Raw genomic sequence first — 15,161 nt, 5'->3', positions numbered from 1 at the left:
TTGGTTTAGCGGGAGACGCGCAGCGTCCCACGCCGACGACGTTAAAACCGCGAGTCTTGTCAGTTGATTTTTTACGCGGGGCACTTCGTGCCGCCCGCTAAACGCGGGGGCTTACGCACCTTGGTCGTGGAACCGCGCCGCCTTCTTCGGCCCGTCTTCCAGGCCGCTGTCGGGCGCGGCGAGGTCGGCGGGGTCGAGCTGAGCCTGACGCTCCTTGAACGTGATGCCCGGGTCGGGGGCGGGGCGTTGGTTGGCGAACGTGGCCATCGGCTCGCAGCCCATCATGCGGGCGACGTCGGCCCCCCAGGTCGTTTCGGGCACCACGCGTAGCGCATCGGTCTGGACATCCAACGGCAGGTGGATCAGCCGTTGGAAGTTGTCGGTGATTTTCTTCACAGCTTGCCACTGGCCCGACGCGTCGCGGGCCTCGACGCGGAAGTCCTTGATCAGTGTGCCGGGCACGCGGTCGCGGTCGCTGGCCTGCGGGTAGGTGTAGGGCATCCGCTTTTCGCTGGCGAGGTTGCTGTCGAGCGAGAGACGCAGGCCCGGCACGTTGACGGGGCTGTCCCACGTGAAGGTGATCGGTTGGCCGACCGGGCCCTCGTAGGTGTGGGTGGTGTCGGGCAGGTCGCGGTCGGTGCCGTCGAGCAGTTTGCTGACGTGGCCCCGCTCGGTGGTTTTCTCGGCTTCGACCTTGGCGGATTGCGCGAGCGGGTCGATGCCGCGCGGTCGGCCGGGCAGCCAGACGTCGTGGTCCATCAGCACGGTCTGGAGTTCCTTGAGGCGGTCGCCGGACGAGAGCGATGCGGGATCGACGCCGTGGCGGACGCAGAGCGCCGCGGCGGTGCCCGCAGCTTGGCCGATCACCGAGCACGTCGCCATCACGCGGGTCGAGGACAACGCGGTGTGGGTGGTGGAGATGTTGCGCCCGGCACACAGCAGATTGGACACGTTGTGCGAATACAGACACCGGTAGGGGATGTCGTAGGGCGACGGGGCTTCGTGGAACAGCGTGGGCCGGCCGGGGTAGTACATCCCGGCGGGGTGGTGGTCGTCCATGCTCCAGCCGCCGTGGGCGATGACGTCGTCGAAGTAGTCGGCTCCGGCGCGGACATCGTGTTGCGTGAGGATGTGGTCGCCGACGTAGCGGCGGTTCTCGCGTTTGCCCGGCAGGCTGCCGATGAACTCGATCGCCCAGCCCTCGGCCTCGTCCTTCTCGGGGGCGCGGTTCTTGATGTAGTCCCACACGCCGTAGGCGACGCGGTAGAGCTCATCGCGGATCGATTCGGAGTCGCGGATGGTGTCTTGCGTGCCGCCGACTTCGATCCACCAGAAGTTGTGCGACTTCACGCCGTTGATCCGGTGGGGCAGGTCTTCGGGGCCGTCGAAGCGCATCGCCCAACTCGGGGGGGTGAACTTCTGGGGCTTGTCGGTCCGGCGGAGCTGGATCAGCAGCGTGTTGCCCATCGTCTTGCCGTCGGCGACATCCGGCGCGATGTCTTCGTTGAACTCGTCCCGCGACTCCCGGCCCCAGCGGGTCTCGGCGCCCGAGAGCGGCGCGAGGATGCTGTCGCCCGAGCAGTCGATGAAGTGTTTGGCGTGGAGCGTGAACCAGGTCTGGCTCGTGAGCTGCCAGGCGCGAAGGCCTTGCAGTCGGCCGTCCTCGGCGTGGCCGTCGCAGACCGACGTGTTGAGCAGCAGTGTGAGGTTGGGTTGATGCGCGGCCTTAGCCCAGAGGACGCTGTCCCAGACCGAGTAGTTGAGCCCGCGGTTGTAGTGCAGGTTGTCGAGCTGGATCTCTTCGAGCAGGCCGGTCTCTTTGTTGGTCTTGCCGTAGGCGCCGCAGATCCACATGCGGACTTCCGACGATGCGTTGCCGCCGAGCACGGGGCGGTCTTGCACGAGCAGGGTCTTCGCGCCGTTGCGGGCCGAGGCCACCGCGGCGCAGAGCCCGGCCATGCCGCCGCCGACGACGCAGACATCAGCTTCCAGGGTTTTGTGATCGAAGACAGAATTGGGAGATGTTTTCATTGGATGTGATCTCGGATTCGGGTTGGGGAATTATCCCGAATAATGAAGCGAAATGAATGGTTGGGCGGGGCGTGGATATGTCCTGGTGTGATATGGCGGGTTGCCCCAAAAAACAACCCCTCTAGGCCTTGTCGGTCCTGGAGGGGTGAGATCGTGAGTTTGACTGTCGCTGCGTTGGCCGAATATGGCCAAGCGATTAACCGGCGTCGGAGCTTTCCGCGGGAGCGGGGGTCGGGGCTTCGGCCTTCTCCGCGGGCTTCTTGCGGTCGGGCGTGAGCATCATGGTCATGCGACGGCCCATCATCTTGGGCGGCTGCTCGATTTTCGAGACGTCTTCGAGCAGCTCGATGATGCCGTTCATCGTGTCGCGGGCCAGGTTCTGGTGGGCCATCTGCCGGCCACGGAAGAGCATGACGAACTGGACCTTGTCGCCGTCTTCCAGGAACGAGCGGGCCTTGTCGGTCTTGAACTTGAGGTCGTGGGCGTCGATGTTGGGACGCAGACGCATGCCCTTGAGCTCAGACTTCTTGGCGTGGGCCTTGGCCTTCTGTTCTTTCTTGGCCTGGGCGTACTTCCACTTGCCGTAGTCCATGATCTTGCACACGGGCGGGGAAGCGGTGGGGGAGACTTCGACGAGGTCGAGGCCGGCCTCGCGGGCGCGGTCCTTGGCTTCGTGGGTCTCAACCACACCGATCTGGTTGTCTTCTTCGTCGATCAGACGGATAGGGGAGACGCGGATCTGATCGTTGATGCGGAGCCGTTTGCCGGTCTCCCGGGGTTGGGGCTTAAAACGTCCTCTAGCGATGGGTAGGTTCTCCGGGGAATGGGAATGAAGTTTGGGCCGGGCACGGCCGGTCCGGCGGGGTTCGGTAAACGAAACCTTATATGTAAAGCGTATCGGTCTGCCGGGGAAAAGCAAGGTGCCGAGATCGGCGATCCGGCGGTTTTTCGTAGAAAAAGGGCGGGGTGGACGCCGTCGGTGGTGTTCCGGGCAAAGAACAGGCCCCGGCGTGAACCGGGGCCTGTCGTAAATTCTGTTTGAACTCCTCCGGGGAGAGGAGGTTCAGCCTGAATCAGGCCTTACTTGCGGCGACGGCCGAGCATGGCCAGGCCACCGAGGCCGACCAGAGCGAGGCTGGCGGGCTCGGGCACGGGAACCGTGCTGAACTGCAGGTCGTGGTTACGAGCAACGATGCTGCCAGCGGTACCACCCGAGTTGGTGTAGGTAACGGTAGCGGTCGGAGCGAAGTCAACCGAAGCGGTTTGGAACAGGAACGGGCCACCACCGACGCCAGCCGGACCGATGGTCGCGGTGGTACCGTTGATGTCGGCCGAGCGATCAAGAACCGCACCACCAGCGCCGATGGCGCCACCGGTGAAGCCGTCGAAGACGATGAAGTCGCCGTTGGACGTGGTTTGACCAGCAGCGAAAACGAGGCTGAAGGTCACGTCGTTCAGGTTACCGAAGCCGGTGTCAACACCTTGGCCCCAGGCACGCTGGTTGGTGCCGCCCGAAGCGCGAACGGTGAAGGTGACCGAGTCATCGTTGGCGGCATCGCCATCGAGGTCCAGGTTGTTGTAGGTGATGTCCCAATCGAGGGGATCGGCGGTGGTGTTGCCGGGGCCCGAGTTGAGAACAGCATCGGTGTGACCAAAGACGCCGGTGCCACGAAGGTCCAGAGCGTCGATGTTAACGACAGCACCCTGCGAAAGGGGAGCCGCAGCAACAGTCAGAGCTGCACAAGTACCAAGAAGAAAACGCATGTTAATTAACCTCCTATAACGGACATGAAAATGATTCTCTAACCTCAACTTCTGAAACGTTGGGTCTTACGTGAGATTTAGATTACACCGAAAAGTGTTGACAATCAACCGAAATTTGAAGATTGTCTACAATTTTGCAATAACGATCCTGTCGATTGCGTGATATCCATTAATAGAAATCACGTCAGATCTTTGTTGGGTGAGCCAAGGGGATATTGAGGGTTGATGGTGTATTTTAGTTGACCTGAATCTGGGTGTTTGCGTACGCCTGCGGCGGGGGCCGTGGTTAAAGGGAGTCGGGCTAAGGTGAGTGGCCGCCCTGATTGATGGTTGATATTGCAAAAAGATAGGTCTGTTCGACCTAAATATTTTTTATGTTTGAACGGGCGGATGTGGTTTTGTTTCAGGAGGGCAGATTGGTGGGGCTAGGGTTTTAGCCTTGATTTTGCCGCTTTATTAAACGCAATCGTGAGGGAGACGCCCTGTGGTTGGGTGGGTGCAGGGTCGTTGTTGCGGTGTTTCGTTGGAGTTCAGTCGGATGTGCGCTATGGTTAAATTCATTATCAACGGCTTGCTCGAGTTCCTCTGTGCAACGGGGTTCCGTGGCTCGTTCGTTGCCGGATGGTGATGATCAGAATGGGGTTGCAGGCGGCTAAAAGTTGTGAATTGTCTGCAATTCTAAGGATATTGCGCCTAACGCCGTGTGGCGTGTATGTGGTGGATTGTTTCCATTTATTTGTTGAATCGTGCTTGACAGGGGGCGGGGCGGTGGTAAATTACACACTTAAGCTCCTGGGACCTATCTCCCAATTTGTGTTGCATCTCATTTTTCGTGTTCTTTTCTGTCCTGTTTCCTACCCGTTTGAAAGTGAGGAGAATTGATGAATAAGTGGACCTCTTCTTTGGCCGCTGTGGCGGTGTGTGCTGGCTTTGCCGGTGCCGCGCAGGCGACCATCATTTACAGCGAAAACTTTGACGATGTCGCGTTCCCCGATCAGGCCCTGCAGGTCGCGATCGACGGCAACGCTTCGGTCAGTTTTGGCGCTAACGCGACCATCGGCGACACCAACGCCGCTGGCGACGGCACCCCGGCGGCGAGCTCCGGTGCGACCTCGGGTCTGTCGACCCGTAACGGCACCCGTGGCTACATCACCGGCGCGGATGCCAACTTCACCTCGGGCTCGGGCAATGTCGGCCAGCTTCACTCGCACACCGCGGGTGGCTTCGCCGTGCTGTCCACCGGCCCGATCGGGACTGTTAATGGCGTGAACAACCAGCCGACCCCCATCGCCATTACCCCTGTCGCTGGCGATATTTACCGTGTTAGCTTCGATATGTACAAGCAGGCTGACCGGCTCCTGACCTCGAGCCTGGGCGTCAACTGGAACCTGAAGGATGCGGCCTTCACCGTGTTTGCCTTCCCGGATACCTGGGACGACTTCTCCACCGCTGCGGTGGGTGACACTGTTGCGGTCGTGAAAGACCTGGTCATCACCCAGGCCATGGTCGACGCGGGTGTGACTTCGTTCGGCCCCCAGTTCACCTTCTTCAACAACCCCAATGGTGCCGACATGGCGGTGAACACGGCCTACGCACAGATCGACAACTTCCAGATTGAGCTGATCCCCGTGCCCGAGCCCGGCTCGCTGGTGCTGCTGGGTCTGGGTGGTCTGGCCCTGGTCGCTCGTCGTCGGGCCTGAGTTGAATCAGACCTGATTCGACACTAAGTCCAATCAAAGTGAAACGCCTGCTGGAAACAGCAGGCGTTTTTTTAATGCGCGAGCCGGTGAGGTTGGGGTGGGTGCTGTTTGGGCGGCTCGCTTATGTGTCGTTAGCCGTGCGGGTCGTGGCGCGAAAAGAGTGGTTGGGCAGCAAATTTTTTTCAATTCCTGGGTGAAAAGCATTGCGGAGTGGCGGGATTGTGTTAAACTATTTTAGCTAGTGTTGATGTGCATTAGCAATTGTCGATATGTTTTGTTTTTTGATTTCTCATTTCTGTCTACATATGGAGGTTATTAAGTGAAGAATTTACGAATGTTTGCAGGTGCCGTTGCACTCGGCGTGTTGGCGTCGTCTGCCTCGGGTAGCGTTTTGTTTGAGACCTCGTTTACCGCTGCCGAAGGTTTTGTTGACGGTGGTGTTGGTTTTGGTCCGGACAACCCCGACACCGTGATCGGCCAGGGCCCGTACTCCGTCGTCGACTCGGCGGGTGTGGGTACGCTGTCCAGCGACTCGAACGGCTTCGTGCGGGCGCTGCTCGGCCGGACTGCCGCAGGTAACCAAACCGATGTCACCAGCCTCGGCGCGGGTGAGCAGGTTGTGATCGAGTACATCGGCCTGGTTGTCGGTGCGAACTCGGCTTCGGGCAACAACATCGGTGTGGTCGGCCTGGCCAACGAAGATGCCGGCAACATCCTGGGTGGCTCGAGCCTTGCCATCGGTGCCCAACTCGTCGGTAACGGCGGCAACGGCAACGTCTGGATCGACCCCAACACTAACTTCACCCCGAGCGCGGGTGCCGACACCGGCGTCGCCTTCGGCACGGCGTTCGACCTCACCATCACCCTGACCTCCGATGGTCTGGGCGCATTTGATGTCGAGACCTCTGTGAATGGTGGCGCGACGCTGACCACCCAAAGCGGTGTGACCCCTGACTTCAGCAAGTCGGGCACCCTGCTCTCTGGTCACCTTCAAGACTTCGGCGGCGCTAACGGTATCCGGCTCGACGGCTTCCGTCTCTCGACGGTGATCCCCGAGCCCGCTTCCCTAACCCTTTTGGGTCTTGGTTCTTTGGCTATGCTCTCCCGCCGACGTGCGTGAGTTGAAACAGTACATGAACCATGAAAAATGAGGCAACGCCCGCTGTTCGCAGCGGGCGTTGTTTTTTTGCGCGATGGGCGACGGCGGGTGCTGGGGGCAGGCGCTTCGGGGCCCGGGTTCAACAAGGGGATGGCCCGGGCGTTGTTCCCTTGCGAGAGGTCAGGCAACCTGCGTGAGGGCGATGGTATTGGGCTTCACGCGGGACGCTGCGCGTCGCACGCTAAACGTGGGGTGCGGGAGAATGAACGAGGCCGGGGTTGGCGCATTCCAGATATGGCTGGAGCGTCGGGTGCCACACCTGTGGGTGAGATGCTTTAGGCTGCGGGTGCGAGGGTGATTAGCCAGTAGGCGACCGGGGCGACGATCAGGGCCGAGTCGGCGACGTCCATGACCCCGCCGAAGCCGGGGATGGTGGCGGCCCAATCTTTGACGCCGGCGTCGCGCTTGAGCAGGCTGGCGACGAGGTCGCCGACCTGGCCGAGGAAGCCCAGGAGCATGCCCGCGGGCAGGGCGTAGAGCGGGGCGATGGCCCGCTCGGGCACGAGGTGGTTGCCGATGAGCGTGAAGACCACGGCCCAGAGCCCGGCAAAGAGCATCCCGCCAACCAGACCTTCCCAGGTCTTGCCGGGGCTCAGCCATTCGATGAGCTTGTGCTTGCCCAGGAATCGGCCAGTAAAGTACGCGCCGATGTCGCAGGACTTGACCACCATGATGATCGCGGCGATCACCCACGCCGAGTAGCCGGCCTCGCGGATGAGCAGGTACATCCCCGGCAGGATCCCGAGGTACACCATCGCGAACACCGCGTTGGCCCCCGCCGCGGCGGCGCCCTGCGTCTCTTTGCGCAGGAAGCTGTGGCGGAACATCGAGAAGAACAGCACGCCCGCCACGCCGCTGCCGAAGAACGCCACGGCGGTGCGTGGCGTCTCGATCATGGGCAGGAGGTACACCATCAGGCAGCCCACCGCGGCGCTGCCGAAGGTCGACAGCCGGCTGCAGTGGCCCCACTTGGCTCGCAGCAGGGCGGCGAGTTCGGTGGACGCGAGTGCCCCGAGCGCGATGACCAAACCCAGGAGGATGAGCCCCGGCGGCATGCCGCGCCGGCCGAGCGCATCGTCGGCCCACATCAGCAACACGAGCCCCAGGGTCATCATGATCCCCGAGGGGATGCGGTGCTTGAGCATAGATCGGTATGGTAACAGTTTGAAGTGCTTCGATCGTTGCGAAGTGTTGCGCTGGGGTCTTAATCTTCTTGCTTCTGACGTTCGCTCGGGAGCATCGGATGGCGTACCCTTTGTACGATGAATGCTTGGTTGAGCAAGACGTATGTGGTCGGCCTGTTGGCGGTCGTTTGCGGGGCGATGTGGGGGGCGATCGCGACCGCGCAGGACAACGCAGAGGCGCCCGCTGAGGCGGCGGTGCAGGGCAGTGCCGCCTCGTGGTCGGCGGACCTGCCGGTGGTGTCGGACGGCCGTCACGCCTGGCTGTGGGCCGATCAGCCGAGCGGGGACGATCCCGAGCAGCGGGTCACGGTGCTGTACCACGCCGACGCGGCCGAGTACGAGCCGGAAGAGGGGCCGGCCTGGGAGAAGGTGACCGAGTTTGCCGGGCGTCTGTCGCCCCGCGGAGCCGCGGCGGAAGCGGGCACGCTGTGGCTGATGTTCGACAACGGGCAGGTCGCGATGATCACCCTCCGCCCCGCGCCGATCGAGGGCGACTGGTACTTCCGGAAACACGCGAGCAAGTCCCTGCCCGCGGGGACCACGGTGCGATCGAGCGCGGCGGCCGACGGCAAGCTCTGGGCCCTGGTCCGGGTCGAGACCGGGCAGGCCATCCTCGATCTGGACCGCGGGCCGACCGAGGCAGAAGCGGCGGTATCGAGCGAAGACCTCGAGCCATTGAACCTGGTGCTCGGCTTGCCGCGCGACTTGGTCCTCGAAGGCGACGACCCGTTTGCGGGTAGCGCCGAAGAGCAGGGCGATACCGCGAGCGAAGAGACGGCAGCAGATCCGCAAGCCGAGGGAGACGATGCGGAAACCTCGGAGCCGCAGGAGGGCGAATCCGAATCCGATGCTTCGGCCCCGGCGTCGGAGGAAACAGAACCCGAAGCCCAGAACATCGACGGTGCGGCGGATGAGGTGATCGAGGAAGCGGTGCAGCAATCCCCCGAACTACCCGAGGCCCCGGCGGACCGCCTGCTGGTCCTGGACCGTGGCGCGTGGCGCGTGGTGCCGTTGCCCGACGCGTGGGAGTCGAATCGGCCGGTGCAGGTGATCGCGCCCAGCGAGTCCGAGTCATCGCCCGTGTTGTTGCTACAGGGCGAGAAATTCCAGGCGGGGCGCGAGGTGACGCTGTATCGCGCGGCCGCGGCCTTGGCCGATGGGCAAGGCGCCGATGACGCCTCAGCCGAGGTACCGCTGCTGGCGGAGGTGGGCCCGCGGTGGAAAGCGACCTCGTTGACTCTGGCCGAGAGCGGGGGGGTGACGGGGTTGCGCGTGGCCGGGCAGCTTGTGCTGGCCCAGCATCAACCGACGTCGACGGGGTTTGCTGCTCGCTTGTCGGCGGTGCGTGGCGACCAGCTGATCGCCATCGGCGGCGTTGCCCTCGACGCGTCCACCGACACCCCGGCGTACGGCGTTTGGATCGCGTTGCCTTTCGGCGACTCGGTCGGTGTGCTGGCCGGCGAGCGTGACACCGCCGCCGCGATCCTCCAACGCAGCGAGGAGAAACCGTTGGTGAATCCTGCGCCGGGGCCGACGGTCACCACGGTGAACCTGCACGGTCAAACGGACCTCGCGCCGATGCGGATGGATGTCGACCCCGAGCGGCCGCTCTCCCAGTCGGCCGACACGATCATCCTGATGGGCGTGGTTGTGGTCTCGATGCTTCTGCTGTTTGCGTTCTGGCGGCGCGACCCGACGGCGAACACGTTGCAGCTCGCCGAGGGCGACGCGATCGCGGACCTGATGCGGCGTGGCTTCGCGGGGCTGATCGACCTGGCGCCGGGGCTGCTCGTGGCGACGAGCGTGTATGGCCTGCCTTTCGAGGAGTTGTATGACCGCTGGCCGGGCCGGGGCGTCGGGGCGACGTGGGAGAAGATGTTGCCCGGGCTCACGGCGATCGGCGTCGTGGTCGCGCACACCCTCGCGCTCGAAGCGGCGACGGGGCGGTCGCTGGGTAAATGGGTGGCGGGGCTGCGGGTCACGACGCTGGTGGGCGAGACGCCGAAGTTCTGGCAGTACGCGGTGCGTGGTCTGCTCAAGGCGTTTGACCTGATCGCGTTCCTCCTGCTGATCTTCCCGGTTATCAGCCCCTATCGGCAGCGGCTGGGCGACATGGTCGCGGGCACGGTGGTGGTGATGAAAGCTCCGCCCTCGGCCGATGATTCGGCGTCGGGAGGTGACGCGTGAGTGAGTCTGCGGACCATACAACGAAACGAGCGGTGGTGTTGCTGTCGGGCGGGCTCGACTCGGTCACCGCGCTCGCGGTGGCGCAGCGTGACGGCTACGAGTGCCACGCGCTGAGCTTCGACTACGGCCAACGACACAAGGTGGAACTCGCCGCCGCCCAGGAGATCGCCGACGCGATGGGCGTTGCGTCTCATCGCACCGCGAAGATTGACCTGCGCGCCTTCGGCGGAAGCGCACTGACCGACGACACCCTCGACGTCCCCAAGGACCGTGACGACGACGCCATGTCGCACGACATCCCCGTCACCTACGTCCCGGCCCGCAACACGATCTTCCTCAGCTACGCCCTGGCCCTCGCCGAGGTGCTCGAGAGCACGGACCTGTTCATCGGCGTGAACGCGGTCGACTACTCCGGCTACCCCGACTGTCGGCCCGAGTTCATCGCCTCGTTTGAGCGCACCGCCAACCTCGCGACCAAGGCCGGCGTCACCGCGGATGATGACCACCACCTCAAGGTCCACACCCCGCTGATCGACCTGCCCAAGACCGACATCATCCGCCTCGGCCTCGAGCTCGGCGTCGACTACAGCCTCACCCATTCCTGCTACGACCCGCTGGGCCCCGACCACATCAAGCCCTGCGGCCACTGCGACGCCTGCCTTCTGCGCATCCGCGCCTTCGAAGAGCTGGGCCAACACGACCCCGCGATGCTCCGGCACCACGGCGAAGCCTGGAAACCCTGAGAAAACGTAACTATTACAATTTTGTTTAGCCGAGATATTAAAATTAAGTATTAACTTAAATCTATATCAAGTCATTTCGCTACTCCCCCGAACCCACCCAATCACCACCGATCCCGCTCGGGCATGTAAAATCACTCCGAAATCCGAAATCCGAAATCCGAAATCCGAAATCCGAAATCCGAAATCCCCACGCCCCATGACCTACCCCGACCCCGGACAACCCCACGGCCTCACCACCCAGCTCATCGTCGGCATGGAGATCCACGTCGAGCTCGCCACCCGCTCGAAGATGTGGACCACCGCGCCCAACCTAGCCCACGCCGACTACTTCGACGCCGAGCCTAACACCCTACTCGACCCCGTGGTCATCGGCATGCCCGGCACCCTGCCCGTCATCAACCGCGCCGCCGTCGAGATGTCCATCAAGGTCGGCCTCGCCCTGGGCTGCTCCATCTCCTCCCTCACCAAGTGGGACCGCAAGAGCTACTACTACCCCGACCTGCCCAAGAATTACCAGATCAGCCAGTTCGATCGTCCCGTCTGTTACGACGGCGCGTTTGATGTGCCGGTCTCCGATGATTCGGGCAACGCCCCCGACTTCGACACCAAACGCATCCGCATCACCCGCGCCCACCTCGAAGAAGACGCGGGCAAGCTCCTGCACGATCTCCCGGGGGGCGGCTTCAGCGACGGCAGTCTCGTCGACCTCAACCGCGCGGGCACGCCGCTGCTCGAGATCGTCACCGAGCCGGACTTCACCTCCGCCGACGACGCGGTCGCCTTCGGCCAAGCGCTCCGAGATGTCTGTCGCCACCTCGGCGTCACCGAGGGCATCATGCAAAAAGGCCACATGCGGTTTGAGCCCAACATCAACGTCGTGATCACCAAGCCGTCGGGCGAGGTGTTCAAGACGCCGGTGGTCGAGATCAAGAACCTCAACAGCTTCAAGGCTGTGCACGGCGCGATCATCCACGAACACCACCGCCAGGTCGAGCAGTGGCTCGAAGATGGCCGAGTGATGGGCGCCCGCGCCAAGTCCACCCGCGGCTGGGACGACGTCAAGCTCGTCACCACGCCCCAGCGGGAGAAGGAAGACGCCGACGAATACCGCTACTTCCCCGACCCCGACCTGGTCACGCTGAAGATCGGCGACGACTGGCTCGACCGCCTGCGCGCCGAGCAGCCCGAATTACCCTTGGCGAAGAAGGCCCGTTACATCGGCGAGTACGGCCTCAAGCCGATCGACGCCGACAACCTCCTCGCCGAGCCCGCCAACACCCGCTTCTTCGAAGACTGCGTGCTCGCCGCCCGCGCCGACGGCGGCCCGGTGTCCGAGCCCCGCCGCGTCGCCGCGATGCTGCTAAACGCCGGGGCCAAGCGCGCCAACGAGGCCGGCGTCTTCCTCGACGGCCTGGGCATCACCCCCCAGCAGGTCGCCGACACCGTCGCCCTGCAAGACGCCGACAAGATCAGCGCCAGCGCCGCCGACACCCTCTTCGGCCACGCCTGCACCAGCGACGACCCAGCCGAAAAGCTCGCCGAGCAGCACGGCCTGCTCCAGGTCAGTGATGAGGGCCAGCTCGACGAATGGATCGATCAGATCCTCGCCGACCCCAAAAACGAGAAGGCCATCGAGCAGATCAAGGGCGGCAAAGAGAAAGCCATCGGCGCTCTGCTGGGCCAGATCATGAAGCTCTCCAAGGGCCAGGCCAACCCTAAAGCGGTGGGCGACAAAATCAAAGCAAAATTGCTGGGTTGACCCCGAATTGGGGTTTCATCGGACCAAGATGTCGTTACCATCTGGGCCATGAATACCCCCTGCTTAAATACTTCTAACCTGCGTTCTGACGTGGATTTCAACTTCGACTGGCAGTTCACGCTGGAAGGCGAATCCGCCCCCGACAGCGACTGGCGCGAGGTGCGTCTGCCCCACGACTGGAGCGTCGAAGGCCAGACCACGCAGGAGCACGGCGGCAACGCCACCGCGTACCTGCCCGGGGGCGTGGGCCACTACCGCAAGTCGTTCGTGCTGCCCGCGTCGGCCCAGGGCAAGCGGTTCCGAATCGAGTTTGATGGGGTGTATTCCAAGAGCGATGTGTGGGTGAACGGCCAGCACCTCGGGCATCGGCCGTACGGCTACATCCCGTTTGCGTACGACCTGACCGAGCACCTCACGTTCGGCGCAGACGCGCCGAACCAGATCGTCGTCCGTGTGGATCGCACGGCCTACATCGACTGCCGGTGGTATTCGGGCTCGGGCATCTACCGCCACGTGCGATTGATCGCGACCGACCCGGTGAGCGTGCCGCAACACGGCGTGTTCGTGACGACGCCAAGCGTGACCGATGCCCAGGCCCGCGTGTGCGTCGAGACGCAGGTGCAGAACACGACTGACAACGAGGCCAAGATCACACTGACGCAGACGGTCCTCGGCCCGGATGGCGAAGCGGTGGGCGCGACCGAGCAAACGCTGACTGTCCCCGCCAACACCACCCGCCCCGAGCAGCAGTTCATCTTGGTCGCCAACCCCAAGCGGTGGGACATCGATGATCCGCAGCTGTACTCGGTGAAGACCACGCTCAGCCGTGACGGCGAAAAGATCGACGAAGTCGTGAACCGCTTGGGCATCCGCACGTTCCATTACGACGCGAAGAAGGGTTTCTTCCTAAACGGCCGGAGCGTGAAGTTCAAGGGCGTTTGCCTGCACCACGACGGCGGGGCGGTGGGGGCGGCGGTGCCGCTCAACGTTTGGCGTCGTCGGCTGGAGAAGTTGCAGGACGCCGGCGTCAACGCGATCCGCACCGCGCACAACCCGCCGAGCGCCGAGTTCCTGGACCTCTGCGACAAGATGGGATTCCTCGTGCAGGACGAGGCGTTTGATGAATGGCACCACGCCAAGGACAAACGCAAGAACTACAAGCAGGAGGCGGAGGAAGACGAGACCCGCGGCTACAGCGAGAGCTTTGCCGAGTGGTCCGACCGCGACGTGGCGGCGATGGTGCTTCGCGACCGCAACCACCCGTCGATCGTGATGTGGAGCATCGGCAACGAGATCGAGTGGACCTACCCCGCTCAGCAGTACGCGGCGGGTTACTGGGAAGAGGGCCGAGCGCTCGACCCCAACGGCAAAGAGGTGAACTACTACTGGGACGTCCCGCCGCACCCGCCGGAAGAAATCCTCCGGCGGTATCAGACTCAGGACCTGGGCCCGCACAACATCGCCACGGTCGCCAAGCGATTGGCCGACGGCATCCGCGCGGTGGACCGCACCCGCCCGGTCACGGCCAACACCGTCATCCCCAGCCTCGGCATGGTCGCGGGCTACGGCGATGCGCTCGACATCGTCGGCACCAGCTACCGCCAGATCCTCACCGACTATCTGCACGAGAACTACCCGGATGTGCCGTTCTTCGGCAGCGAAAACTGGACGCAGTGGCACGAGTGGGAGTGGTGCATCGACCGCGACTACGCCCCGGGCATCTTCCTCTGGACCGGCATCCGCTACATGGGCGAGTCCGGCGGCTGGCCCAACCGCGGCGGAAACAGCGGCCTGATCGATTTTGCCGGCCTCGACATGCCGGCGTGGCACCACTTCAAGTGCTTCTGGAACCTCGAAGAGGCGCACCTGCATCTCGAAGTCGTGCCTCAGGACACCGCAGACTTCGAACTCGACGGCCTGGGCCACCAGTCCGACCACGCCAACCCTTACGAGTTGGTCGATGGCGTCGTGCGCCGTCTCGACCGGGACGACAAGCAGAAGATGAAGTGGAGTTGGCACGGCAGCACCCCGCACTGGAACCAGGAAGTGGGCCAGCCGGTGGTGGTCGAGGCTTTCACCAACTGCGTCTCCGTTGAGCTGTTCCTGAACGGCGAATCGCTGGGCGTCCGCGAGTTGGAAGACGTCGCGCCGGGCAACGACAAGTACCTGCTGCTGTGGCACGTCCCCGCGTGGAAGGCGGGCAAACTCGAAGCCCGCGGCACCACGGCCGACGGCCAAACGATCACCCGCGCCCTGGAAACCGCGGGCGACGCCGCGGCACTGCACCTTGAGGTGGACTACGCCGAGCTCCCCGCCGACCGCTACGCCGCGGCGCACGTCACGCTGCAGCTGCGTGACGCCGAGGGCCGACCCGCGTTGCATAAAGACCACGAAGTCACGTTCCAGATCGACGGCCCGCTGCGTCTGCTGGGCATCGACAACGGCAGCATCGCCTGCCAAGACCGCTACAACGTGCCGACGGTCGAGACGTACAAGGGCCGGTGTGTCCTGCTGGTGCAAGCGCTCGACGAAGCGGGTGAGGCGACGATCACCGCCACCACGGCTGACGGCCTCACGAGCAACGCGGTGACGGTCACGCTGAAGCCGGCCTGATCAAGGAGTCGATGGCCCAGG

10 protein-coding genes are annotated in these 15,161 nt (G+C 63.5%); 6 read left to right on the top strand and 4 right to left on the bottom strand.

The window, feature by feature from the left end:
* Window positions 1–111: 111 nt before the first annotated feature.
* From HNQ40_RS02620 to HNQ40_RS02610, 3 genes are all read right to left on the bottom strand, one after another.
* The gene (locus tag HNQ40_RS02620) at window positions 112–2,031 is read right to left on the bottom strand and encodes an FAD-dependent oxidoreductase (protein ID WP_184676099.1); all 1,920 of its coding nucleotides are present in this window, start codon (window positions 2,029–2,031) and stop codon (window positions 112–114) included.
* Window positions 2,032–2,227: 196 nt separating this feature from the next.
* Window positions 2,228–2,782, bottom strand: a complete 555-nt coding sequence (infC, locus tag HNQ40_RS02615; RefSeq protein WP_390675672.1) for a translation initiation factor IF-3 — start codon at window positions 2,780–2,782, stop codon at window positions 2,228–2,230.
* 329 nt (window positions 2,783–3,111) lie between these two features.
* Window positions 3,112–3,795, bottom strand: a complete 684-nt coding sequence (locus tag HNQ40_RS02610; RefSeq protein ID WP_184676097.1) for a PEP-CTERM sorting domain-containing protein — start codon at window positions 3,793–3,795, stop codon at window positions 3,112–3,114.
* An 881-nt stretch (window positions 3,796–4,676) separates the two neighbouring features.
* Here HNQ40_RS02610 and HNQ40_RS02605 point away from each other — a divergent pair.
* Window positions 4,677–5,495, top strand: a complete 819-nt coding sequence (locus HNQ40_RS02605) for a PEP-CTERM sorting domain-containing protein (protein ID WP_184676095.1) — start codon at window positions 4,677–4,679, stop codon at window positions 5,493–5,495.
* A gap of 334 nt (window positions 5,496–5,829) precedes the next feature.
* The gene (locus HNQ40_RS02600; protein ID WP_184676093.1) at window positions 5,830–6,615 is read left to right on the top strand and encodes a PEP-CTERM sorting domain-containing protein; all 786 of its coding nucleotides are present in this window, start codon (window positions 5,830–5,832) and stop codon (window positions 6,613–6,615) included.
* Window positions 6,616–6,929: 314 nt separating this feature from the next.
* Here the strand turns inward: HNQ40_RS02600 and HNQ40_RS02595 are convergent, their stop codons facing one another.
* Window positions 6,930–7,799: a phosphatidate cytidylyltransferase gene (locus tag HNQ40_RS02595; RefSeq protein WP_184676091.1), complete on the bottom strand. Its 870-nt coding sequence runs from the start codon at window positions 7,797–7,799 to the stop codon at window positions 6,930–6,932.
* Between the two features lie 117 nt (window positions 7,800–7,916).
* Between HNQ40_RS02595 and HNQ40_RS02590 the strand changes: the two genes are divergently transcribed.
* From HNQ40_RS02590 to HNQ40_RS02575, 4 genes are all read left to right on the top strand, one after another.
* Window positions 7,917–10,025, top strand: coding sequence for an RDD family protein (locus tag HNQ40_RS02590; protein WP_184676089.1), 2,109 nt, complete (start codon window positions 7,917–7,919; stop codon window positions 10,023–10,025).
* On the top strand, window positions 10,022–10,768 hold the full coding sequence (gene queC, locus HNQ40_RS02585; protein WP_184676087.1) for a 7-cyano-7-deazaguanine synthase QueC: 747 nt from the start codon (window positions 10,022–10,024) through the stop codon (window positions 10,766–10,768). The genes HNQ40_RS02590 and queC overlap by 4 nt, the downstream gene beginning before the upstream one ends.
* 196 nt (window positions 10,769–10,964) lie before the next feature.
* A complete protein-coding gene (gene gatB, locus HNQ40_RS02580) occupies window positions 10,965–12,527 on the top strand; it encodes an Asp-tRNA(Asn)/Glu-tRNA(Gln) amidotransferase subunit GatB (protein WP_184676085.1) in 1,563 nt (520 codons plus the stop codon).
* Between the two features lie 48 nt (window positions 12,528–12,575).
* Window positions 12,576–15,140, top strand: coding sequence for a glycoside hydrolase family 2 TIM barrel-domain containing protein (locus HNQ40_RS02575; protein WP_184676083.1), 2,565 nt, complete (start codon window positions 12,576–12,578; stop codon window positions 15,138–15,140).
* The last annotated feature ends 21 nt before the right edge of the window (window positions 15,141–15,161 follow it).

Origin of the sequence: Algisphaera agarilytica, assembly GCF_014207595.1 — a bacterium.
In the GTDB taxonomy this organism is placed as follows: Bacteria; Planctomycetota; Phycisphaerae; order Phycisphaerales; family Phycisphaeraceae; genus Algisphaera; species Algisphaera agarilytica.
This window is presented reverse-complemented; position numbering and strand designations above follow the sequence as displayed.